The following is a 20,991-nucleotide window of genomic DNA, read 5'->3' as shown; positions in this document are numbered from 1 at the left end:
CCATGCGCTACCCGTTGCCCTATGCCTTTGCACGCACCTACCAGTTGCTGCTGGAGGACGACGGGCAGGGCCGCACGCTGTGGCACACCGGCCAGCCCGACCCGGGCGCCTGGGGCGAGGTCATGCGCAAGTACGCGGTGCGCTCGGTGCAGCAGGCCGATGCGCCCGCGCTGGCGCAGCGCATCAGCGCCGCTTACGCCCAGGGTGAATCGAGCGCCGCCACCGTGGTAAGCGAGGTCGAGGGCGATGCCGACCTGTCGCGCATGATGCAGGAGTTGCCCGCCATCGAAGACCTGCTGGAGACCTCCGACGACGCGCCCATCATCCGCATGCTCAACGCGCTGCTCACGCAGGCCGCGCGCGATGGCGCCAGCGACATTCACATTGAACCCTACGAGCGCCATTCCAGCGTGCGCTTTCGCGTCGATGGCAGCCTGCGCGAAGTGGTGCAGCCGAACCGTGCGCTGCACGCAGCGCTGATCTCGCGCCTGAAGATCATGGCCGAGCTCGACATCTCGGAAAAACGCCTGCCGCAGGATGGCCGTATCAGCCTGCGCATCGGCACCCGCGCCGTCGACGTGCGCGTCTCCACACTGCCGAGCGCGCATGGCGAACGCGCGGTGCTGCGCCTGCTCGACAAGTCGGAGTCCAAGCTGAGCCTGGAATCGGTCGGCATGCAGGGCGATGCGCTGGCCCGGCTGCAGCACCTGATCGCGCAGCCGCACGGCATCATCCTGGTCACCGGCCCCACCGGCTCGGGCAAGACCACCACGCTGTATGCGGCGCTGAGCCGGTTGGACGCGGCGCGCAGCAACATCATGACGGTGGAAGACCCGATCGAGTACGAGCTGGCGGGCGTCGGCCAGACCCAGGTGAATGCCAAGATCGACCTGACCTTTGCCAAGGCCCTGCGCGCCATCCTGCGGCAGGACCCGGACGTGATCATGATCGGCGAGATCCGCGACTTCGAGACCGCGCAGATTGCCATCCAGGCCTCGCTCACCGGCCACCTGGTGCTGGCCACGCTGCACACCAACGACGCCGCCAGCGCGGTCACGCGGCTGACCGACATGGGCGTGGAGCCGTTCTTGCTGAGCTCGTCGCTGCTCGGCGTGCTGGCGCAGCGGCTGGTGCGCAAGCTGTGCAAGTCCTGCGCCGGCGCCGGCTGCGCCGACTGCGGCCACACCGGCTACCAAGGCCGCACCGGCGTGTTTGAGTTGCTGGTCACCGACGACGCGATCCGGGCGCAGATCCACAACCGCGCGGCCGAGGCCGAGATCCGTGAGGCCGCGCTCAAGGCCGGCATGACCCTGATGCGCGACGACGGCGAGCGACTGGTGCAAACGGGCATCACCTCGCGCGAAGAACTGGTGCGCGTCACCCGCGACTGAAAATATATGGCCCCCACGCTTGTCACTTCGTGTACTACGCTGCCCCCCGAGGGGGCTGGCCTTGCTTGGGGCGGCCCGGCGCGGCGGCCGATGGCCCGCACGCTTGCCGCTGCGTAACGAGACCGCCATGCCCGCCTATTCTTTCGAAGCACTGGACGCCCAGGGGCAGATCCGCAAGGGCGTGATGGAGGCCGACACGGCGCGCTCGGCGCGTGGCCTGTTGCGCGTGCAGTCGCTGGTGCCCCTGTCCGTGGAGCCGCTCGGCAGTGGCGCTGCGGCCGGTGCGGGCCGCCTGGGACTGGGCACCACGCTGTTCACCCCGCGCGTCTTCAATGCCACCGGGCTGGCGATCTGGACGCGCCAGGTTGCCGGGCTGGTGTCGTCCGGCCTGCCGCTCGAGCGGGCCCTGACAGCGCTCACCGAAGAGGCCGAGAACGAGGCCCAGCGCAACCTGGTCGCCTCGCTGCGCGCCGAGGTCAACGCCGGCGCCCCGTTTGCCAGGGCGCTGGCGCAGCACCCGCGCGAGTTCTCGCCGATCTACACCGCCGTCATCGGCGCCGGCGAGCAAACCGGCCATCTGGGCCTGGTGCTGGAGCGTCTCGCCGACGATCTGGAGGAACAGCAGGCGCTCACGGCCAAGCTGATCGGCGCGGCCCTGTACCCGGCCATCGTGACGCTGGTGGCGATCGTGATCGTGATGTTCCTGGTGGGCTATGTGGTGCCACAGGTCGCCAATGTGTTTGCCGGCTCCAAGCGCGCGCTGCCGTTCCTCACGGTGGCCATGCTGGCCATCAGCGATTTCGTCAGGCACTACGGCTGGTTCATGCTGATTGCTCTTATTTTGATAGCTATTGGCGCCCGTGTGGCCTTGAGAAACGAGGCATTTCGTGAAAAATTCGATGCTGCGTGGCTCAACCTGCCGCTGCTCGGCAAACTCGCGCGCGGCTACAACGCGGCGCGCTTCACCAGCACGCTGGCCATGCTCGCAGCGGCCGGCGTGCCCATCCTCAAGGCACTGCAGGCCGCCGCCGAAACCCTGAACAACCGCGCCATGCGCGCCGATGCGCTCGACGCGCTGGTGCTGGTGCGCGAGGGCGCGCCGCTGGCCTCCGCGATCGGCCAGAAAAAGCGCTTCCCGGGGCTGGTCAGCATGTTCGCGCGGCTCGGCGAGCAGACCGGCCAGCTGCCGGTGATGCTTGCCCGCGCCGCCAGCCAGCTCGGCGCCGAGGTGCAGCGCCGCGCCATGCAGCTGGCGACCATTCTGGAGCCGCTGCTGATCGTGGCGATGGGGCTGGTGGTGATGCTGATCGTGCTGGCGGTGATGCTGCCCATCATCGAGCTCAACCAGTTGGTGAAATAAATGGCCGCCTCGCTTGACGGTCAGCTGGTGGTGGCGATTTCATCGCGCGCGCTGTTCGACTTCGAGCAGGAGAACGAACTCTTCGAGCAGGGCGACGACCGCGCCTACATGCGGCTGCAGCTCGAGCGGCTGGAGCAGCCTGCCCGCCCCGGTGTGGCGTTTTCGCTGGTGAAAAAGCTGCTGGCTTTCAATGGCGATGCCAAGCGCGTGGAGGTGGTGATCCTGTCGCGCAACGACCCGGTGTCGGGTCTGCGGGTGTTCCGCTCCGCGCAGGCCAGCAGGCTCGAGATCGAGCGGGGCGTGTTCACCAAGGGCCGCGCACCCTACGGTTATCTGCGGCCGCTGCAGGCCAACCTGTTCCTGTCGGCCAGCCCTGGTGATGTGCGCGCCGCGCTGGACCAGGGATTCGCCGCCGCCACGGTGCACACCGGCTCGGTGCAGGCGCGCGACACCTATCCCAACGAAGTGCGCATTGCCTTCGACGGCGACGCCGTGCTGTTCTCCGACGAGGCTGAGCAGGTGTTCCAGCGCGCGGGGCTGGAGGCTTTCCAGAGCCATGAGAAACGTCACGCGGGCAAGCCCCTGCCGCCCGGCCCGTTCAAGCCGCTGCTGCAGGCGCTGCACCGGCTGCAGAAGGAAGGCACGGCCACGATGAGCATCCGCACGGCGCTGGTCACCGCGCGCAGCGCCCCGGCGCATGACCGCGCCATCCGCACCCTGATGAACTGGAACATCGAGATCGACGAGGCCATGTTTCTCGGCGGCCTGCCGAAAGGAGAATTTTTGCGCGAATTTGAACCCGACTTCTTTTTTGATGATCAGACCGGCCACGTCAATTCCGCCGCGCAGCACGTGCCCGCCGGGCATGTGGTCAGCGGAGTGGCGAACCAGATCAAGGGTCCCGCCACATGAGCCTGTCCACCAAAATCACCGATTTCAAGGTCTTCACACGCAAGGTCTGGGCGCTGTCGCTGCCCTATTTCCAGTCCGAAGAAAAGTGGAAGGCGCGTGGCCTGCTGGTGGCCATCGTGCTGCTGAACCTGGGGGCGGTGTACATGCTGGTGCTGCTCAACGACTGGAACCGGCTGTTCTACGACGCACTGCAGAACAAGAACGAACCTGTGTTCTGGACCCAGCTCGGGCGCTTCACCTACCTCGCGTTCGCCTTCATCCTCATCGCGGTGTACCGCTTCTACCTGACCCAGCTGCTGGAGCTGCGCTGGCGCGCCTGGATGACGGGCCACTACCTGCAGCGCTGGCTGGCCCATCATGCGTTCTATCAGCTCGAGCTGGCGCGCTTTACCGGCGACGCCGGGGCCACGCCCGACAACCCCGACCAGCGCATCCAGGAAGACTTGAACCTGTTCACCAGCTACACCATCTCACTCACGATGGGGCTGCTCAACGCAGTCGTCACACTGGCCAGCTTTGTCGGCATCCTGTGGAGCCTGTCAGGCGGCTTTGCGTTCAAATTTGACGGCGGCAGCTACAACATCCCCGGCTTCATGGTCTGGATGGCGGTGCTGTACTGCATGGCGGGCAGCGTCGCGACCCATTACATTGGCCGCCCGCAGATCCGGCTCAACTTCCTGCAGCAGCGCTACGAGGCCGATTTCCGGCACCACATGGTGCGCGTGCGCGAGTACAGCGAATCAATCGCGCTGGACAAGGGCGAGGCCGTGGAGCGCGCGCAACTCGACGGCCGCTTTTCCAGCGTGCTGTCCAACTTTCTCAAGCTGCTCAAGGCGCAAAAAAACCTGGTCTGGTTCACCAATTTTTTTGGCCAGGCGGCCGTGGTGTTTCCGTTCATCGTGGCGGCGCCACGCTTTTTCAGCGGCGCCATCCAGCTCGGCGAGCTGATGCAGATTGCCTCCGCGTTTGGCCGCGTGCAGGATTCGCTGGGCTGGTTTGTCGACAACTACAGCAGCCTGGCCGCCTGGCGCGCCACGGCCGACCGCCTGACCAGTTTTGAGGAGAGCATGGCGGCGCAAGCCCAGACCCAGTCTACATTGGGGGCTACGAATTCCGTAGCGCCCGACACGCTGGCCACGCACGGCCTGACGCTGGCGCTGCCCGGCGGCACGGTGCTGCTCTCGGACGTCACCCTGCACGCGCGCGCCGGCGACAGCGTGCTGATCAAGGGCCCCTCGGGCAGCGGCAAGTCCACGCTGTTCCGCGCCTTTGCCGGCATCTGGCCGTTTGCCCGCGGCCGGGTGGAACAGCCCGCAGATTCGATGTTCATTCCGCAGCGTCCCTATTTTCCCAATGGCCGGCTGCGCGATGCGCTGGCCTATCCCCTGCCGGCCGATCAGTACACCGACGCGGCGCTGCGCCAGGCCCTGACCGATGCCCTGCTGCCGCAGTTGGCGACGCAGCTCGATACGCAGGACGCGTGGAGCCAGAAGCTCTCGGGCGGCGAGCAGCAGCGCCTGGCGATCGCGCGCGTGCTGCTGAAAAAACCCAAGTGGATTTTTGCCGACGAGGCCACCAGCGCACTCGACGAGCCAGCCGAAAAACAAGTGTATGAAAGGCTTCTGGCCCAAGTACAGCATGCGGGTGGCGCTATCGTTTCAATAGCGCATCGACCGGCCTTGAGCGCGCTGCACAGCCAGCGATGGACGCTGGAAAAACGCCCCGAGGGCGCGCCGTCGCTGTACCAGATCAAGGAAAGCGCGAGTTGACCGCAGGGCGCCGACGCCAAGGCCCTGGCAGGATGGCCGGCTTCAGGTGCGGGAAAATAGCGTCGGAGAATCTGCGGTTCTAAATCTCGAAAAATTTATTAAAATCGGTCTAACCATGAGGAATTCATATATGCAAACTCGTCGCGAGACTCTCCATCGAAGCGCCGTCGTGGCTAGCCTGCTGGCCGCGACCGGCCTGTTCCCGCAATTCGCATGGGCTTACAACAACACCGCCTTCGACGCGAAAAGCGTGCCGGACGTGCTCAAAGCCCTGGGTGCCGGCGCGCCGGTTGCCAGCAAGGACGTCATGATCGAAGGCCCGGACATCGCCGAAAACGGCGCCGTGGTGCCAGTGGGCGCCTCCACCACGCTCGCGGGTCCCAAGCAGATCCTGATACTGGTCGAAAAGAACCCCTCGACCCTGGCGGCCGTGTTCCATGTGAATGACAGCATCGAGCCCAACTTCAAGACGCGCGTGAAGATGGGCCAGACGTCCGACGTTTATGTCGTAGCCGTCATGGCCGACGGCCGGGCCCTGTTCGCCAAAAAGGAAATCAAGGTCACGCTCGGTGGCTGCGGCGGCTGAGCCCGTCGTGCGTTTATTTCATTGTTCGAAACCAGATTGAGGAGTTGAAAATGGGAGATCCGATGCGCATTCGCGCTCAAGTCGCTGGCGCCAACGCCGTTGTGCGTGTGCTGATGGCGCACGAAATGGAATCCGGCCAGCGCAAGGATTCCGCTGGCAAAATGATCCCGGCCTGGCACATCCAGGACGTGACCGCCACGCTCAATGGCAAGACCGTGATGACGGCCGAATGGGGACCGGCCGTCTCGAAGAACCCGTTTTTGCAGTTCACCGTGAAGGGCGCCAAGGCGGGCGACAAGATCGGCATCAGCTGGAAGGACACCAAGGGCGACAGCCGGACCGACGAGGCCACGGTTTCTTGACAACAACAAGGCGAGGTGCCCATGAGGATGACAAAAATACTGGCAATGGCCGCGTTGGTCGGCCTGGCTGCGAGTGCGGCCTGGGCGCAAAAAACAACGGAGGAAGGTATTGCCGAATACCGGGCCATGCTGCAGGACGGCAATCCTGCCGAGTTGTTCGAGGCCAAGGGCGAGGATTTGTGGAAAAAGCCACGCGGCCCTAAAAATGCATCGCTGGAAAAATGTGACCTGGGCAAAGGTGCGGGTGTCGTCAAGGGTGCGTTCGTGGAGCTGCCGCGCTATTTTCCCGACACAAAACGGGTCCAGGATCTCGAATCGCGCCTGCTGACGTGCATGGAAACCCTGCAGGGTTTCAACGCCGCCGAGATTGCCAACACGCCCTTCGGCAAGGGCGAGCAGGCGAATCTGGAGGGTCTGGTCGCCTGGATCTCTTCCGAGTCGCGTGGCATGAAGTTCAATTTGCCGCAATCCCGCACGGAAGAAAAAACCATGTACGAGGTGGGCAAGCGCCTGTTTTTTGCGCGCGCCGGCACTCATGACTTTGCCTGTGCGTCCTGCCATGGCACCGACAACAAGCGCATTCGCCTGCAGGACCTGCCGAATCTGACGAAGCCCTCTGGTGCTGCCAGTGGCTTCGGCTCATGGCCCGCCTATCGCGTGTCGTCGGGTGAACTGTGGGGCATGCAGCGGCGCCTGAACGATTGCTATCGCCAGCAGCGCTTTCCCTACCCCCGTTTTGGCAGCGATGCCACGATCGCCCTGGCCGTGTACATGGGTGTGACCGGCAAAGGGGGTGAATCCGTTGCTCCTGCCATCAAGCGTTAAGGAGGCAGCACTATGAGAAAAACCATGAAATTCCTGCTGCCCGCCGCAGCATTCCTGCTGGCGGGCTGCGCGAGCGCGCCTGCGGCCCCGGATTACGACCAGTTGACGGTAGCCATCATGAAGGCATCGTTCCGCGATCAAGGCATCGCCAGGACGGACCGGCTGGCGCAGGACGACACCAATCGCGCATGCAGCGCCGCGGATGTGGCGGGCAAACCGCTGGACGAGGCCACCGCCAGGGCGCTGGAGGCAGCCAACCTCAAGACCGTGAAGATGCCGCTTGATGGCAAGTTTCTGGGCGACTGGAAGGAAGGCGAGAAAATTGCCCAGGATGGCCGCGGCATGACCTGGAACGACAAGGCCGGCGCGCTCAGTGGTGGCAACTGCTACAACTGCCACCAGATCAGCAAGCAGGAGCTGTCGTTCGGCACCATCGGCCCCAGTCTTTACCACTACGGCAAAACGCGCGGTGTGACCGATCCGGACAGCCCTGCGGCCCGGGCCGTCGTCGAATACACCTGGCGCAAGATCTGGAATGCCAAGAGCTACAACGCCTGCTCGGACATGCCCCGCTTTGGCCATGCCGGCATCCTGAATGAGCAGCAGATCCGGGACGTCATGGCGCTGCTGCTGGACCCCAAGTCACCCGTCAACCAGTAACCGACGGGCCTGGCCTCTGTCAGACCCGGGTGAGCCCGGGTTTTCTTTTATTGCTTGTCTCAACGGCCGCCAATTTATGAATTTGACTACGCGCGAGTTTTTGCAGGTGCTCGGTGCGGGCACCATGGCAGGCATGGGCCTGGGCGCTTACGCCGAGACCGACATTGCCACGGCAGCCAATGGGCTGTATGACATTCCCAAGTTTGGCAGTGTCTCGTTTTTGCACATGACCGACTGCCATGCGCAGCTCAAGCCCATTTACTTTCGCGAACCCAACGTCAACCTGGGCGTTGGCGACATGAAGGGCAAACTGCCTCACCTGGTGGGCGAGCACTTGCTGAAGTTCGCCAGCATTCGCCCCGGCAGCGCGCAGGCCCATGCCCTCACGTATCTGGACTTTGAGAAGGCCGCCAGGCGCTATGGCAAGGTCGGCGGTTTCGCACACCTGGCCACGCTGGTCAAGCGATTGAGAGCCAGCCGACCCGGAGCGCTGCTGCTCGACGGCGGCGACACCTGGCAGGGCTCGGCCACATCGCTGTGGACCAAGGGCCAGGACATGGTGGATGCCAGCAAGCTGCTGGGTGTCGACCTGATGACCGGGCACTGGGAGTTCACCTACGGCATGGACCGCGTGAAGGAAATCATCGACAAGGACTTTGCGGGCAAGATCGATTTTGTGGCGCAGAACGTCAAGACCAACGACTTCGGCGACCCGGTTTTCAAGCCCTATGTGATGCGCGAGATGAACGGCGTGCCGTGCGCCATTGTGGGCCAGGCCTTTCCTTACACCCCCATTGCGAATCCGCGCTATCTGGTGGCGGATTGGACTTTCGGCATCCAGGACGACAACCTGCAAAAGGTGGTGGACGAGGCCCGCGCCAAGGGCGCGCAGGTGGTGGTGCTCCTGTCCCACAACGGCATGGACGTGGACCTGAAAATGGCCGCCCGCGTGACGGGCATCGACGCTATCCTGGGCGGCCACACGCACGATGGCATGCCGGTAGCCACCCTGGTGAGCAACCGCGGCGGCAAGACCATCGTCACCAACGCAGGCTCGAACGGCAAATTCCTGGGCGTCCTCGATGTCGAGGTCAGGGACAAAAAGGTGGCCGACTTCCGCTATAAGCTGCTGCCCGTTTTTGCCAACATGCTGCCTGCCGACCCCGAGATGGACGCGTTGATCACGCGCGTGCGCGCCCCGTTTGAAGCCCGGCTGGCCGAGCAGCTGGCAGTGACCGAGGGCACCTTGTACCGCCGCGGCAACTTCAACGGCACGGGTGACCAGTTGCTGGTGGACGCGCTGATGGACGTGCAGGGCGCCGACATGGCTTTTTCGCCCGGATTCCGCTGGGGCACCAGCCTGCTACCGGACCAGGCCATCACGCGGGAGTGGCTGATGGACATGACGGCAACTACTTATTCGTACGCCACCGTGACCGAGATGACCGGGGACACGATCAAGACCGTGCTGGAAGACGTGTGCGACAACCTGTTCAACCCCGACCCTTACTACCAGCAGGGCGGCGACATGGTGCGCGTCGGCGGACTGCAGTACACCTGCAGCCCATCAGCCACGATGGGCAGGCGCATCGACGATATGCGTCTGAACGGCAAGCCGATCGAAGCCGATAAAAAGTACAAGGTGGCCGGCTGGGCCCCCGTGGCGGAGGAAGCCAGAACTCAAGGCAACCAGCAGGTCTGGGATGTGGTGGAGGTTTGGCTCAAGGCCCAGGGTGGCAAGGTGGCTGCGCGCAAGCCCAACATGCCCAAATTGGTGGGCGCCGCGCCCAACTCCGGTATCGCCGACTTGCCGGGTTCGACCTGAAACGGCGACTACCGTCCCCACGTGGGCGAGTGCGTGAGCGCCACGCCCACGATGTAGCCAACACAAAGTAGCGCGGCCGCGAATGCCGGCAGGCGTTGCCCTCTGGCTGTGTTCCGCCCCAAAGCCACGCGGCCCAGCAGGATGTACGCCAGCAATGCCAGCACCTTGGCCGTGAGCCAGCCCTGCACGAACGGATATTGGCCGATGGTCCAGCAAAGCCACAGCGCAGACCCCAACAGCACCGTATCGACGATATGTGGAGCAATGCGCAGCACACCCCAGCGGCGCCAGGGAACGTCCTGCCATTGCAGCGCGGCGCGCAAGGTAAACAGACTGATACTGAGCGCCACGCAGGCAATGTGCAGCGACTTCACCGCCCCATAGCTCATCCGCTTCAGCCGCCAGAATCAGACAGGAGCGGCAGATTTTTCAGCCGGGTGAGCACGCCGGCGACGATGCGGTCACACCGCTCCCCGGCAAAGGCAAAGGCGTCGCCAAAGCTGAAATCGATTTCGCGTGCCAGCGCTTCGCGCAGCAACCCCTTGGCCCGGAAGTAACGCGTGCGCACGGTGGCCGGCGGGATGCCAAGGCACACGGCGGCCTCGTCAACGCTCATCTCTTCCAGCGCCCGCAGTACAAACACGGTACGGAATCCGTCAGGCAGCTGGTCGATTTTGGCCTCCAGCAGGCGGCGCATTTCCGCGCGCATCGCGGCGCGCTCGGGTTGTTCGGAAGAGGCTTCGTTCATAGGCACCTCGGCGGCGTCATCATTTTGTTCCATGGAACCATTGAGTTGTATCACCTCGGCACGTCGGCTGCGCTTGCGCGCCCGTCCGATCGACTCGTTTACAACAATACGCACCAGCCAGGTCGACAACTTCGCGTCGCCACGAAAACCACCCATCGCGCGGTACGCCAGGATATAAGCCTCCTGCACAGCGTCTTCGGCCTCGGCATCGTCTTTCAATATGCTGCGGGCCGTGCGATACAGCGTCTGGTTGTACCGCCGCATGAGCTGCCGCAACGCGTCCCGATCGCCAGCCGCGATCCGCCGGGCCATTTCGGCGTCGGGCAGATCCTTCTCGATGCGCTTTTCGGCTATTGAATTCATAAAGCTCCCTGTTGTTCGCCACATCGGGTTCGCTCATTAGATGGCGACGAACTGCCACGCGTTCCTGCAAATGAGGTATCAACGCCTTGGGCGAGCCCCAGCGTGGTCAGCATAACCCCATGGCAGGTATTGCCCTGAGGCAGAATTCACTATAACATCTATAAAAAATAGATGTTATAAATGAGCCTGCCATCGGCCTCCTCAAATGCAATGAAACTCCCCTCCATCCCCATTCAACCTGGCGCGGCTCAAAGCGTGCCGCCCGCGCGGGGCCTGCCTTTGCTGCGTCTCGGCTTTCGGCCTTTCTACCTGTGCGCCGCACTGATCGCCACGTTGGCCGTTCCGCTGTGGGTCGCCGTATTTCTTGGCCGGATCAGCTTCGAGCCATCGGCGCCTGCCATGCTGTGGCACGCCCACGAGATGTTGTTCGGCTTTGCGGCCACCGTGATCATTGGCTTTCTGTTGACAGCCGTCAAGGCATGGACCGGGCTGGACACGCCGCGCGGTCCCGTGCTCGGCGCCCTGGCACTTTTATGGCTGGCCGCCCGCATCACCGCAGTGGTTGGGCCTTATCCTGTGTACGCGGTGCTCGATGTGGCCTTGTTGCCTCTTGTGGCGGTGGCCCTGATCGACGTCCTGGTACGGGCCCGGAACCATCGCAACCTGCCCCTCGCGCTGATTCTCGTTTTGATGTCGCTGGCCAATCTCGGCTTTCATCTGGCCATCATGGGCGTCATCGATATCCCGCCAGTGCAACCGCTGTACGCCTGCCTCGCGCTCATCGTCATGGTGGAATGCGTGATCACGGGGCGCGTGATTCCCGCGTTCATGAACAACGCCACGCCGGGACTGAAGCTGGTCACTCAACGAAAGTTCGAACTGGCAACACTGGCGGTCACTGCGGCGGGCCTCGCCTTGTGGGTTTGCGCTCCCGCCGGCTGGGTCGCGTTCGCGGTGCTGTTGCTGGCCGCTGGCCTGCACGTTCGTCGTCAATTGCACTGGCGCCCCCGCACGGCGGGCAACCGGCCGATCCTGTGGATCCTGCATACCGCCTATGCCTGGATTCCGCTCGGGCTGGCCTTGCTGGCATTGGCAGAGGTCGGAATCGTGTCCGTTTCCGCCGGGGTGCATGCGCTTGCGGTGGGCGCAACAGGTGGCCTCATCATCGCCATGATGACACGTACCGCCCGCGGTCACACCGGCCGCCCACTCAAGGCTTCAAAGCCCGAAATCCTGGCGTACTTGCTGGTAATGCTTGCAGCGGCCCTGCGCGTGCTGCTTCCGCTGGTATCGCCCGACTTGCTGGCGATCTCGCTGGTAGGTGCCGCGCTCGCCTGGACCGCGGCATTCGGGATCTACCTGGTGATTTACACACCGTGGCTGATGCGGGCACGGCTGGACGGCAAGGATGGCTAGTCACCCAGTTTTCAAATCGTGATTTGTAAAAGAGCGTTTGGTACCATGCCAAGCGAATCCAACTTGAGGAGGCACCCGTGAATCCAGCTGCCATTCTGCTTTCAGCGTTCGTCATTTCGTTCGTGGCGCTAGTCATATTTATCTGGTCGCAACGCATCGGCCTGTTTGATCGCAGCAGTACCGGCGCCGAGGTCATTTTTGCGCCTGGCGAAATCGGCCGCATCGAAGAGCCAGCCGGAACGGCCAGTTCCCAACAGGCATTGCAGGGCGCGGTCGATGCCGCCGGTACCGGGACGGCCGCCCATGGCGACCCCCACGAAATTGCCGAGCGGGCCGCCGCCGACGCGTCCACCGGTCCGCTCATATTTTTCTTTTACTGCTGCTCCATTGTCTGGCTGTTGGTGGCGTCCGCGGCCGGACTCACAGCCTCCATCAAACTGCACGACCCGGACTGGCTGACGTCGCAACAGTGGCTCACCTTCGGCATCATTCGAACCCTGCATCTCAATTCGGTCGCCTATGGCTGGACACCCATGGCGGGTTTGGGTACGGTGCTATTCGTCATCCCGCGCGTGCTCAAGACGCCCTTGATTGGCATGCGCTTCGCATTTTTGGGCGCTATTTTGTGGAATGCCGGCCTGATTGCCGGCCTGGGCGCCATTGCAGCGGGCTTCAACGCCGGACTCATGTGGCTTGAAATGCCGTGGCAGGTCAGCATCCTGATGGCCGTGGGGGGTGCCCTGATTGGCCTGCCCCTGGTGCTGACGCTGGTCAACCGTCGCGTCGAGCACCTCTATGTGTCCGTCTGGTACATGGGTGCCGCGCTGTTCTGGTTTCCCGTGCTGTTCATTACGGCGAAGATCCCCGGCCTGTACACCGGCGTGCAGGCGGGCACCATGAACTGGTGGTTCGGCCACAACGTGCTCGGCCTGTTCTACACGCCACTCGCGCTGGCGTCGATCTACTACTTTCTTCCAAAAATCATCGGCCGCCCCATCCGCTCCTACAACCTGTCTCTGCTGGGATTCTGGGCGCTGGCTTTTTTCTACGGCCAGGTCGGTGGCCACCATCTGATTGGCGGGCCGGTGCCCGAGTGGATGATCACGCTGTCCATCGTCCAGAGCATGATGATGATTATCCCGGTGGCTGCGTTCTCCGTGAACATGTTTCAGACACTGGAAGGACAGCTGTCCACGTTTCGCTATTCACCGACCCTGCGTTTCATCGGCGTCGGTGGCCTGATGTACGCCGCCAGCTCGCTGCAAGGCTCGATCGAGGCGCTGCGCAGCGTGAACCTGATCACCCACTTCACACATTTCACCGTCGCGCATGCACATCTGGGCTTGTACGGTTTCGTCACCTTTGTGTTCTTCGGCGCGATGTATTTCGTGATGCCACGCATCACGGCGCGTGAGTGGCCCTACCCCCGGCTGATCTCTGCCCACTTCTGGCTGGTCAGTGGCGGCTTTGCGCTCTACTTTATCGGCTTGACCATTGGCGGCTGGCTGCAGGGTGAGGCGATGCTGGATGGGACCCGGCCATTCATGGATTCCGTGGCCGTCACGATCCCGTATCTCCAGGCTCGCAGCATTGGCGGCGCCATCATGGGCTTGGGCCACCTGATATTCGCGGCCCATTTCATTGCGATGGTGCTCAATTTCGGACCCACGCGCAACCAGCCGGCACTGTTTTCGCATTTGCTGGCCAAGAAGGTGGCACCATGAAAAGTGAAACCACACTCATCGGCGGCGCCATGGTCATGATCGCGCTGTCCATCAGTGCCCTGGTGATCGTGCCTGCCATGGAGTTGCACGACATCGCCCCCACGCCGGGGCTGAAACCCTATACCAGCGCCGAATTGCGCGGCAGGCAGGTGTATATCAGCAACGGCTGCGTTTACTGCCACACGCAACAGCCGCGCACCAAGGAATTCGCCCCCGCCGACTTTAAGCGCGGCTGGGGCCGCGCCACGGTCGCCGGCGACTATGCCTACGATTCGCCGCCCCTGCTGGGTGACATGCGCACCGGTCCCGACCTGATGAATATCGGCGTTCGCCAACCGAGCGAGCAATGGAATCTGGGCCATCTGTACGAGCCGCGCGCTTACGTGCCCGGCAGCATCATGCCGGCCTTTCCGTTCCTGTTCGAGGCCAAGGCACAGGCGGACAAGGATGAAGTGGTCGTGACGCTGCCACCGGGCTACACGCCTGCCAACAAGGTAGTGGTCGCGCGCCCGGAAGCACTCGACCTGGTGAAATACCTGTTGTCCCTGAATCGCAGTTTCCCGGCCATCGAGACGCCCCCCGCAGCGAGTGCACCCGCGACGCCGGCACCGGTACCGGCCAAATAATGAAGCACCGCACCAACCGAGCACGATCATGACAACGCCTGAAATCCTGCCGCAGCAAGAGCGCGAAAACCCGGAGCCGGTTGAAGGCGCCAACCCGACACCGTGGTTCATCATCGTGCTGGTGACCGCGCTATTCATCTTTGGCGTGGTGTACATCTTGCGCACCACATTGAACACCCCCTCTGACTGGGGCGATGGCCGTACGGCTGCCGAGTTGCAGGGCGCGCCGGCGCTGGCGGCAGGAGCGGCGGTGGACGGTGCGGCCGTGTTTGCGTCGCACTGCGTCGCCTGCCACCAGGCGACCGGACTGGGTCTTCCTGGTGTATTTCCGCCGCTGGCGGGCTCGGACTGGGTGGCCGGCAAGGAGGCCACGCTGATCGCCATCGTGCTGCACGGCATCAATGGCCCCTTGACCGTCGAAGGCAAGCCCTATAACGGTGCCATGCCGACGTTCCAGGGTCAATTGCAGGACGCCGAAGTGGCGGCCGTGTTGACGCACGTTCGCAGCCAGTGGGGCAATACCGGCGCGCCCATCACCGCCGACGCCGTCGCGGCGGTGCGCAAGGATACGGCCTCACGCACCGAGCCGTTCAAGGGCGACGCCGAACTCGGTCCGCTGAAGTAGCGCCGTAGCGCGACAGATGGCCTGCTGTGCCGGATTCCATCTCTCCCGCCGATAGCTCGCTCGCGCGCCGCCTGACGGTGGCGCTGTGTGCCGCGCTGCTGGCGACCTTTGTCTGGGGCCTGTACCGCTACACGGCAAACTTCGGGGTGTGGACCTTTGAAGGCCGGCGCCAGCTGGCACTGCAGGCCGGCAATCTGCGCGCCCCCCAAGTGCCGCTACGCGGAATGGGCACGACTCCGATCACACTGTGGGGCAGCGCAAGCAGCCCGCCGGCAGCTTACCTCGTGGACTTTATCTACACCCGCTGCCCCAGTGTCTGCCGCGTGCTCGGCGACGAGTACCAGCAAATGCAGACCCAACTGGCCGCACAGCGCGCCAGTAGTCCGGCCTCGGCCGCCGTGCACCTGGTCTCCATCTCCTTCGACGCGGAACATGACGATCCGGCCAGTCTGCGCGAGTACGCCCGCGAGCATCGGATCGATCCCGCGCTGTGGACCCTCGCGATACCAGCGACCGCAGCGGATACCCAGGCGCTGATGCGCTCCCTTGACGTCATCGCCATTCCGGACGGTCTGGGCGGCTTTGTCCACAACGGGGCCATCCACCTCCTCGACGCCTCGGGGCGGCTGCGCGGTCTGTATGAATTCGACCAGTGGCCCCAGGCGCTCGAAGCAGCAAAGCAGCTTGCGACGGCGCGGCGCAACATACCATGATGCACAACACCCGCTTGGCCCAGCCCGTTGCCGCCCTGCTGACGGTGCTGCCGCTGATACTGCTGTGGCCCACGCTGCGCCACAGGATTGAAAGCCAGATGCTGCTGCACATGCTGGTCGAGTTCCCGGTGTTGTTCGCCGCAGGCTGGGCTGCACGCCGTCTTGTCGGGCCGACCGCAACGCGCTGGTTTCCATACTTGAGCAGAACAATGGCGCTGCTGGACTGGCGCGGGCTGACGAGCGTCAGCGTGGTCACCTGCGTGGTGATGTTCTGGATGATCCCCGCGGCACTCGACGCCACGTTATTGGTGGCTCCGGTGGCAGCGGCAAAATACCTCAGCTGGTGGCTCGCCGGCCTGATGCTGGCGGGCAGTTGGCGCCGCATGGCGCCCGAGTTGCTGCTGTTTTTTGTAGGCAATCTGTCATGGACGAGCGCCACCGCAGGCATGCTCTACATGGACACCACCTCGCGCCTGTGCGCCAACTACCTGACCGATGACCAGAGTAACACCGGTACCGGCCTGGTGCTGCTCGCGCTGGTACTGGGTGTGCTGGCGCTGCGTCAGATGATGCGGCTTGGTGCCACCCAGAGCGCACCGCGCCGGATCACGCCGCCAGTTGCGCCCGCGCCGACGAAGACAGCACGGTGAAAGCTCGAACGGTCCCTTCGGCGCCGGCGATGGCTTGCAGCGTGTGTGCGTCCAGCGGTGCGCTCAAATCGATCGCTGCCACGCCAATGCCGCCCTGCGTTTCCAGGTGCAGTTGCGACACGTTCAGGCCGGCCGCCGACAGCAAGCCGTTGAGCCTGGACATGACGCCCGGACGGTCGTGATGGATGTGCACCAGGCGGCAGGGCGCCCGCAAGACACCCACCGACAGTTCGGGCAGATTCACGCTGCCGCGCACAGCGCCGGACAGCAGGTAGTCGCGCAATTTCTCCGACACCTCGACGCCCAGGTTGCGCTGCGCCTCGAAGGTGGACCCGCCCACATGGGGCGTCAGGATCACGTTGTCCAGCGTGCGCAGCGGTGATTCAAAGGTATCGGCCTTGGACGCCGGCTCCAGCGGAAACACGTCGATCGCCGCGCCGCGCAGCCGGCCACTGCGCAACGTCGCATACAGCGCGTCGATGTCGACCGCCTGACCACGCGCCAGGTTGATCAGCGCCGCATCGTCCTTCATCTGGGCCAGGCGCCCCGCGTCGATCAATTGCCGGGTGCGTTCCGTCTCCGGAACATGCAGCGTCACCACGTCGGCCTCGCGCAAGAGGACTTCGAGCGATGCGGCCGGCACGGCATTGCCGAGTGGCAGGCAGGCCTCGATGTCGTAGTACATCACGCGCATGCCAATGGCCTCGGCCAGCAGCCCGGTCTGGGTTCCGATCTTGCCGTAGCCAACGATCCCCAGTGTCTTGCCGCGAAGCTCATTGGAGCCCTTCGCGTCCTTCAGCCACGCGCCACGCATCGCGGCGGCATGGCGCTCGGGAATGCGGCGCAGCAAGTGGATGGCGTGGCCGATCACCAGTTCGGCGACCGAACGCGTATTCGAAAACGGCCCGTTGAATACACCGATCCCGCGCTCCGTTGCCGCCTTCAGATCCAGGTTGTTGGTGCCCGTGCAGTAAGAGCCTACCGCCTGCAGGCGGGGGGCATGTTCCAGTACCTGGCTGGTGAGCCGGGTGCGCGAACGCAAGCCCAGCACATTCACATCGGCCAGCAGCGTCTGCAGCTCCTGTGCGTCGGGTGCGTGTTTGAGCCGGACGATTTCGACGTCGCGGATCGATTGCAGGATGGGGGTGGCGCTGGTATGGATATCTTCCAGCAACAAGACTTTAAGGCTCATTTGAACTCCGGTAAAACAAACTTGGCAGACTGCGATTCGATGCGGTCAAATTCTTGAACTCATGAATGAACGGGACTGATGGACGGAATCGTCCTGACTCGCACCCGGGCCGCCTTGCGGGCCTCCAGAACGGCTTCCTCGAAGTTGGCCGTGGCGCCGAAGTAGCCGCGGTGAAGCATCTTCGCAATACCCAGGGCCGCCTTCTGCAGGACCGCGGCAGCACGTGGCCGACACAATTCGCTGGTGCGCAAAAACCAGTACGTGAGCCAGCGCGTGAAGTGCTCGGGCGTGACGCCCGCGACTGCCATGTGCTTGCCGAAAACATTGCCCTTGAAGCTGCGCGTGCCCAGCATCACGGTGCTCCAGAACTCGACCATTCGCGCCAGATGCGGCCCCCAGCGGTCCTCGATCACGGCATCAAAGGTAGGTCCGAGAACCCGATCGGATCGAACGTCTGCATAGAACGTGTGAACCAGTTGGACGATGAGTTCACGGTTGGGGAAGGCCGGATCTGCTGGCACGGCATCGCCGGATGTGCTGGTTTTATCCATAACATTCATATTATATGAATGTTATGGAATTTTGCTTGCGGTCACTCTGGATGCAGCGCCAGCACACGTTTGAACTCGTTGGGCTCGCTCACCAGGTCCTCCAGCGTATAGCGGTCAAGTTCCGCATACAAGGCGTTGAAGGCGCGCACCAGGACACCCGGGAGTCTGCATACGGGCGCAATACGGCAGCGCGCCGGCTCGCCGGACAGGCATTCGACAATCGGACCTTCGCCCTCAGCCTGCCGCACCACTTGACCCAGGCGGATCTGCGCCGGCTCGAGCGCCAGCCGCAGGCCACCACCCTTGCCGCGCACGGTTTCGACCACGCCGCTGCGCGCGAGCTGGTGCACCACCTTCATCAAGTGGCTTTCCGAGATGTCGTAGGCTGTGGCAATCTCCTGGATCGTCGCGAGGCGATCGTCTTGCAACGCCAGGTACATCAGGACCCGCAGGCTGTAATCAGAAAAGGTGGTCAGGCGCATAAAATTGAAGATCTATTTTTAATATTGCTTTTTCAAAAAACCGGTGATATATTTAACTTGCATTAATAATACATCTTTAAAAATGCACTGTCCAACCCGACACTCCGAGAGAAGGATCGCCCTCCATGTCCGCTGAATTCGCCGCCACCCTCGACATTCGCCAGATCGCACCTCATCAGCGTCATCCGATGATCTTCAACAGCTTCGAGACCCTGCAACCAGGCCAGTCCCTGCAATTGATCAACGACCACGATCCCAAGCCGCTGTACGAGCAATTCCAGATCAGGTCGGGCGACGCCTTCAGCTGGGCTTACCTGGAGGCCGGCCCTGAGGTATGGCGCGTGCAGATCGGCAAAACCACTGCCGCGACAAGCGACTGCTGCTCCGGCGGAGCCTGCTGCGGCTGAGGAAAGGACAACTCACCATGACTTTCGTCGTCACCGAGGCCTGCATTAAGTGCAAATACACCGACTGTGTCGATGTATGCCCCGTGGATGCGTTCCGCGAGGGCCCCAACTTCCTGGTCATCGACCCCGACGATTGCATTGACTGCGCGGTGTGCGTGCCCGAATGCCCGGTCAATGCGATTTACGCCGAAGAAGATGTGCCGGCCGATCAGCAGGACTTCACCCCCTTGAACGCCGAGCTGGCACGATTATGGAAGCCCATCATCCGGACCAAGGCCGCACTCCCGGACGCAGATGAGTGGGCGGCCGTGACGGACAAGCGGGACAAACTCGAGCGTTGAGGCGCATCGGCCCTTTCTGCCGCGCCCAGCGCCCCCTATTTTTGAAACGGAGATCAAAAGATGGAAACCATCCAGCCCCACTCCCACCTTTCCCCCGATGCGCTGTACCCCTTTGATGCGCGCGGCATTGCCAAACGCTTTCGTCATGCCGCCATTTTTGGCGCACTGGATGCCCTGCGTGCAGGCGAGACCATGCGCTTCGTCAATGACCACGATCCCTTGCCCCTGCTGCAGCAACTGCAGGCACGCTACGCCGACGCGGTGGAGATCGCCTACCGCCAGCGCGGACCGGACGGTGTGGTGATCGATTTCATCCGACACTGACGATCTCCGCGAAACTTCGGGCAGAAGTCACCATGCAGCAGGAGTCCAAGATCGGCAATGGCAGCCTGGATTTGCACCGGGCCATCGTCGAGCAGGCGCCCGAGGCCATCATCTTTGCGGACCGCGATGGTGCGATCCGGCTCTGGAACGCTGGCGCCGAGACTGTTTTTGGACACACGGCCGACGAAGCCTTGGGGCAGAGCCTTGACATCATCATCCCGGAGCGCCTGCGGCGCGCCCATTGGGACGGCTTTAACCACGCCGTCAGCACCGGACAGCAGAAATACGTGAACCGCGTGCTGACCACGCGCTCCATGCACAAGAACGGAACCAAGCTGTATGTGGACCTGAGCTTTGCGCTGGTGCGCGACGAGGCCGGTGCCGTCGTCGGCGCGCTGGCCGTGGGCCGCGATTGCACCGCGCGCTATCTCGCAGACGGCGCTCTTCGCGCGCGCCTGAACGAGCTGGAAGAAAAAGCAAAGGACGGCGTCAAAGAAAACGGGGAGTCCACCGCATGAACACACCTTTCCCGGGATTTTCCACCCCAAGCGCCGGCCCCGAGGCGCCGCTGGAGATGCTCTCGGTCTGCCACGACCGCATGGCGCGCCAGTGCGCCACCTTGCGCCGCCTGGTGCCGCACCTGGCGCTGCATGGCGCCGATCCCGAAGCACGCACCGCAGCGGCCAACGTGATGCGTTACTTCGACACCTCGGCCATCAATCACCACCAGGACGAGGAGGTTGACCTCTTCCCCGCGCTGATCGAATCGATGGCCGGCTCGGACGCGGTCTGCCTGCACGAGATGACCGAAGGTCTCACGCGGGACCACCGCGCGCTGGAGGCGCAATGGCAGAGGCTGCGCATCACCCTCGCGCAAATTGCGGCGGGCGAGTCTGTCCCCCTGACGGCAGACGACGTCGAGGCGCTGGTCGGCCTGTACGAGCGCCATATCGAACGCGAGAACACCGAACTGTTGCCAATGGCGGCGCGGCTACTGGGCGACGACGCGCTCGCGAGCATTGGCCGCGCGATGCGGGAGCGGCGCGGCATCGGCGACGTTTCAATCTAAGCCCTCTGCCAAATCGCCTTTGATGCGCCTCCAACCGCTCGTGTAACTGATCTTGGATCGCCGCCGTACG

Annotated in this window: 25 protein-coding genes; 20 read left to right on the top strand and 5 right to left on the bottom strand. The window is 63.5% G+C overall.

What is annotated here, in order from left to right; genetic code table 11:
- Positions 1–2: 2 nt before the first annotated feature.
- From EUB48_RS02755 to soxB, 9 genes are all read left to right on the top strand, one after another.
- Positions 3–1,391 (top strand): GspE/PulE family protein, encoded by a 1,389-nt coding sequence (locus EUB48_RS02755; protein ID WP_142817514.1) that lies wholly within the window; start codon positions 3–5, stop codon positions 1,389–1,391.
- Positions 1,392–1,518: 127 nt separating this feature from the next.
- Positions 1,519–2,751 (top strand): type II secretion system inner membrane protein GspF, encoded by a 1,233-nt coding sequence (gene gspF, locus EUB48_RS02750; RefSeq protein ID WP_142817513.1) that lies wholly within the window; start codon positions 1,519–1,521, stop codon positions 2,749–2,751.
- Positions 2,752–3,663, top strand: coding sequence for a 5'-nucleotidase (locus EUB48_RS02745; RefSeq protein WP_142817512.1), 912 nt, complete (start codon positions 2,752–2,754; stop codon positions 3,661–3,663).
- The gene (locus tag EUB48_RS02740; RefSeq protein WP_142817511.1) at positions 3,660–5,432 is read left to right on the top strand and encodes an ABC transporter ATP-binding protein/permease; all 1,773 of its coding nucleotides are present in this window, start codon (positions 3,660–3,662) and stop codon (positions 5,430–5,432) included. The genes EUB48_RS02745 and EUB48_RS02740 overlap by 4 nt, the downstream gene beginning before the upstream one ends.
- 130 nt (positions 5,433–5,562) lie before the next feature.
- Positions 5,563–6,018, top strand: coding sequence for a thiosulfate oxidation carrier protein SoxY (gene soxY, locus EUB48_RS02735; protein ID WP_142817510.1), 456 nt, complete (start codon positions 5,563–5,565; stop codon positions 6,016–6,018).
- A gap of 50 nt (positions 6,019–6,068) precedes the next feature.
- Complete coding sequence (gene soxZ / locus EUB48_RS02730; protein WP_210411687.1) at positions 6,069–6,380, top strand: thiosulfate oxidation carrier complex protein SoxZ; 312 nt, start codon at positions 6,069–6,071, stop codon at positions 6,378–6,380.
- Positions 6,381–6,407: 27 nt separating this feature from the next.
- Positions 6,408–7,205 carry a sulfur oxidation c-type cytochrome SoxA gene (gene soxA / locus EUB48_RS02725; protein WP_244618406.1) on the top strand — a complete coding sequence of 266 codons (798 nt, stop codon included), beginning with the start codon at positions 6,408–6,410 and terminating at the stop codon, positions 7,203–7,205.
- 24 nt (positions 7,206–7,229) lie between these two features.
- A complete protein-coding gene (soxX, locus tag EUB48_RS02720; RefSeq protein ID WP_420821426.1) occupies positions 7,230–7,865 on the top strand; it encodes a sulfur oxidation c-type cytochrome SoxX in 636 nt (211 codons plus the stop codon).
- A gap of 76 nt (positions 7,866–7,941) precedes the next feature.
- Positions 7,942–9,690, top strand: a complete 1,749-nt coding sequence (gene soxB, locus EUB48_RS02715; protein ID WP_142817507.1) for a thiosulfohydrolase SoxB — start codon at positions 7,942–7,944, stop codon at positions 9,688–9,690.
- Positions 9,691–9,698: 8 nt separating this feature from the next.
- Here soxB and EUB48_RS02710 read toward each other — a convergent pair whose 3' ends face one another.
- Positions 9,699–10,064: a SirB2 family protein gene (locus tag EUB48_RS02710; protein WP_244618310.1), complete on the bottom strand. Its 366-nt coding sequence runs from the start codon at positions 10,062–10,064 to the stop codon at positions 9,699–9,701.
- A 20-nt stretch (positions 10,065–10,084) separates the two neighbouring features.
- Positions 10,085–10,801: an RNA polymerase sigma factor gene (locus EUB48_RS02705; protein ID WP_142817505.1), complete on the bottom strand. Its 717-nt coding sequence runs from the start codon at positions 10,799–10,801 to the stop codon at positions 10,085–10,087.
- Positions 10,802–11,011: 210 nt separating this feature from the next.
- Here EUB48_RS02705 and EUB48_RS02700 point away from each other — a divergent pair, with 210 nt between their 5' ends.
- The 6 genes from EUB48_RS02700 to EUB48_RS02675 all read left to right on the top strand — a co-directional run bounded on the left by EUB48_RS02700 (position 11,012) and on the right by EUB48_RS02675 (position 16,555).
- Positions 11,012–12,217, top strand: a complete 1,206-nt coding sequence (locus tag EUB48_RS02700; protein ID WP_142817504.1) for an NnrS family protein — start codon at positions 11,012–11,014, stop codon at positions 12,215–12,217.
- Positions 12,218–12,294: 77 nt separating this feature from the next.
- Positions 12,295–13,941 carry a cbb3-type cytochrome c oxidase subunit I gene (locus EUB48_RS02695; protein ID WP_142817503.1) on the top strand — a complete coding sequence of 549 codons (1,647 nt, stop codon included), beginning with the start codon at positions 12,295–12,297 and terminating at the stop codon, positions 13,939–13,941.
- On the top strand, positions 13,938–14,567 hold the full coding sequence (locus EUB48_RS02690; RefSeq protein WP_142817502.1) for a cbb3-type cytochrome c oxidase subunit II: 630 nt from the start codon (positions 13,938–13,940) through the stop codon (positions 14,565–14,567). Before EUB48_RS02695 ends, EUB48_RS02690 begins: the two co-directional genes overlap by 4 nt.
- Before the next feature lie 28 nt (positions 14,568–14,595).
- Positions 14,596–15,192, top strand: coding sequence for a c-type cytochrome (locus EUB48_RS02685; protein WP_142817501.1), 597 nt, complete (start codon positions 14,596–14,598; stop codon positions 15,190–15,192).
- A gap of 26 nt (positions 15,193–15,218) precedes the next feature.
- On the top strand, positions 15,219–15,905 hold the full coding sequence (locus tag EUB48_RS02680; RefSeq protein WP_142817500.1) for an SCO family protein: 687 nt from the start codon (positions 15,219–15,221) through the stop codon (positions 15,903–15,905).
- On the top strand, positions 15,902–16,555 hold the full coding sequence (locus EUB48_RS02675) for a hypothetical protein (protein WP_142817499.1): 654 nt from the start codon (positions 15,902–15,904) through the stop codon (positions 16,553–16,555). Before EUB48_RS02680 ends, EUB48_RS02675 begins: the two co-directional genes overlap by 4 nt.
- Here EUB48_RS02675 and serA read toward each other — a convergent pair.
- The 3 genes from serA to EUB48_RS02660 are packed head-to-tail and all read right to left on the bottom strand — an operon-like array spanning position 16,512 to position 18,780.
- A complete protein-coding gene (serA, locus tag EUB48_RS02670; protein ID WP_142817498.1) occupies positions 16,512–17,747 on the bottom strand; it encodes a phosphoglycerate dehydrogenase in 1,236 nt (411 codons plus the stop codon). The two genes, EUB48_RS02675 and serA, sit on opposite strands and share 44 nt — an antisense overlap.
- A 59-nt stretch (positions 17,748–17,806) precedes the next feature.
- Positions 17,807–18,298, bottom strand: coding sequence for a group III truncated hemoglobin (locus tag EUB48_RS02665; RefSeq protein ID WP_244618309.1), 492 nt, complete (start codon positions 18,296–18,298; stop codon positions 17,807–17,809).
- A 41-nt stretch (positions 18,299–18,339) separates the two neighbouring features.
- Positions 18,340–18,780 (bottom strand): RrF2 family transcriptional regulator, encoded by a 441-nt coding sequence (locus EUB48_RS02660; RefSeq protein ID WP_142817497.1) that lies wholly within the window; start codon positions 18,778–18,780, stop codon positions 18,340–18,342.
- Positions 18,781–18,905: 125 nt separating this feature from the next.
- On the opposite strand from EUB48_RS02660, the gene EUB48_RS02655 reads away from it, so the two are divergent.
- From EUB48_RS02655 to EUB48_RS02635, 5 genes are read left to right on the top strand one after another with little or no spacing between them, the layout of a single operon-like run.
- Positions 18,906–19,187 carry a DUF2249 domain-containing protein gene (locus tag EUB48_RS02655; RefSeq protein WP_142817496.1) on the top strand — a complete coding sequence of 94 codons (282 nt, stop codon included), beginning with the start codon at positions 18,906–18,908 and terminating at the stop codon, positions 19,185–19,187.
- Between the two features lie 17 nt (positions 19,188–19,204).
- The gene (fdxA, locus tag EUB48_RS02650) at positions 19,205–19,528 is read left to right on the top strand and encodes a ferredoxin FdxA (protein WP_077560146.1); all 324 of its coding nucleotides are present in this window, start codon (positions 19,205–19,207) and stop codon (positions 19,526–19,528) included.
- A 60-nt stretch (positions 19,529–19,588) separates the two neighbouring features.
- Positions 19,589–19,852: a DUF2249 domain-containing protein gene (locus EUB48_RS02645; RefSeq protein WP_077560147.1), complete on the top strand. Its 264-nt coding sequence runs from the start codon at positions 19,589–19,591 to the stop codon at positions 19,850–19,852.
- Positions 19,853–19,884: 32 nt separating this feature from the next.
- The gene (locus EUB48_RS02640; protein WP_142817495.1) at positions 19,885–20,370 is read left to right on the top strand and encodes a PAS domain-containing protein; all 486 of its coding nucleotides are present in this window, start codon (positions 19,885–19,887) and stop codon (positions 20,368–20,370) included.
- Positions 20,367–20,921, top strand: a complete 555-nt coding sequence (locus tag EUB48_RS02635; protein WP_142817494.1) for a hemerythrin domain-containing protein — start codon at positions 20,367–20,369, stop codon at positions 20,919–20,921. The genes EUB48_RS02640 and EUB48_RS02635 overlap by 4 nt, the downstream gene beginning before the upstream one ends.
- Positions 20,922–20,991 lie beyond the last annotated feature (70 nt).

This window comes from Rhodoferax sediminis (assembly GCF_006970865.1).
In the GTDB taxonomy this organism is placed as follows: Bacteria; Pseudomonadota; Gammaproteobacteria; order Burkholderiales; family Burkholderiaceae_C; genus Rhodoferax_A; species Rhodoferax_A sediminis.
The sequence above is the reverse complement of the archived record's forward strand: the minus strand, read 5'-3'. Positions and strand labels throughout refer to the sequence as shown.

Coding starts and splice junctions, on each gene's coding strand:
- EUB48_RS02645 (WP_077560147.1), top strand. CDS start 19,589: ATGGAAACCATCCAGCCCCACTCCCACCTTTCCCCCGATGCGCTGTAC.
- soxY (WP_142817510.1), top strand. CDS start 5,563: ATGCAAACTCGTCGCGAGACTCTCCATCGAAGCGCCGTCGTGGCTAGC.
- EUB48_RS02635 (WP_142817494.1), top strand. CDS start 20,367: ATGAACACACCTTTCCCGGGATTTTCCACCCCAAGCGCCGGCCCCGAG.
- serA (WP_142817498.1), bottom strand. CDS start 17,747: ATGAGCCTTAAAGTCTTGTTGCTGGAAGATATCCATACCAGCGCCACC.
- soxB (WP_142817507.1), top strand. CDS start 7,942: ATGAATTTGACTACGCGCGAGTTTTTGCAGGTGCTCGGTGCGGGCACC.
- EUB48_RS02660 (WP_142817497.1), bottom strand. CDS start 18,780: ATGCGCCTGACCACCTTTTCTGATTACAGCCTGCGGGTCCTGATGTAC.
- EUB48_RS02665 (WP_244618309.1), bottom strand. CDS start 18,298: ATGGATAAAACCAGCACATCCGGCGATGCCGTGCCAGCAGATCCGGCC.
- soxZ (WP_210411687.1), top strand. CDS start 6,069: ATGGGAGATCCGATGCGCATTCGCGCTCAAGTCGCTGGCGCCAACGCC.
- EUB48_RS02690 (WP_142817502.1), top strand. CDS start 13,938: ATGAAAAGTGAAACCACACTCATCGGCGGCGCCATGGTCATGATCGCG.
- EUB48_RS02655 (WP_142817496.1), top strand. CDS start 18,906: ATGTCCGCTGAATTCGCCGCCACCCTCGACATTCGCCAGATCGCACCT.
- fdxA (WP_077560146.1), top strand. CDS start 19,205: ATGACTTTCGTCGTCACCGAGGCCTGCATTAAGTGCAAATACACCGAC.
- EUB48_RS02685 (WP_142817501.1), top strand. CDS start 14,596: ATGACAACGCCTGAAATCCTGCCGCAGCAAGAGCGCGAAAACCCGGAG.
- soxX (WP_420821426.1), top strand. CDS start 7,230: ATGAAATTCCTGCTGCCCGCCGCAGCATTCCTGCTGGCGGGCTGCGCG.
- EUB48_RS02705 (WP_142817505.1), bottom strand. CDS start 10,801: ATGAATTCAATAGCCGAAAAGCGCATCGAGAAGGATCTGCCCGACGCC.
- EUB48_RS02640 (WP_142817495.1), top strand. CDS start 19,885: ATGCAGCAGGAGTCCAAGATCGGCAATGGCAGCCTGGATTTGCACCGG.
- EUB48_RS02745 (WP_142817512.1), top strand. CDS start 2,752: ATGGCCGCCTCGCTTGACGGTCAGCTGGTGGTGGCGATTTCATCGCGC.
- gspF (WP_142817513.1), top strand. CDS start 1,519: ATGCCCGCCTATTCTTTCGAAGCACTGGACGCCCAGGGGCAGATCCGC.
- EUB48_RS02675 (WP_142817499.1), top strand. CDS start 15,902: ATGATGCACAACACCCGCTTGGCCCAGCCCGTTGCCGCCCTGCTGACG.
- EUB48_RS02740 (WP_142817511.1), top strand. CDS start 3,660: ATGAGCCTGTCCACCAAAATCACCGATTTCAAGGTCTTCACACGCAAG.
- soxA (WP_244618406.1), top strand. CDS start 6,408: ATGACAAAAATACTGGCAATGGCCGCGTTGGTCGGCCTGGCTGCGAGT.
- EUB48_RS02700 (WP_142817504.1), top strand. CDS start 11,012: ATGAAACTCCCCTCCATCCCCATTCAACCTGGCGCGGCTCAAAGCGTG.
- EUB48_RS02755 (WP_142817514.1), top strand. CDS start 3: ATGCGCTACCCGTTGCCCTATGCCTTTGCACGCACCTACCAGTTGCTG.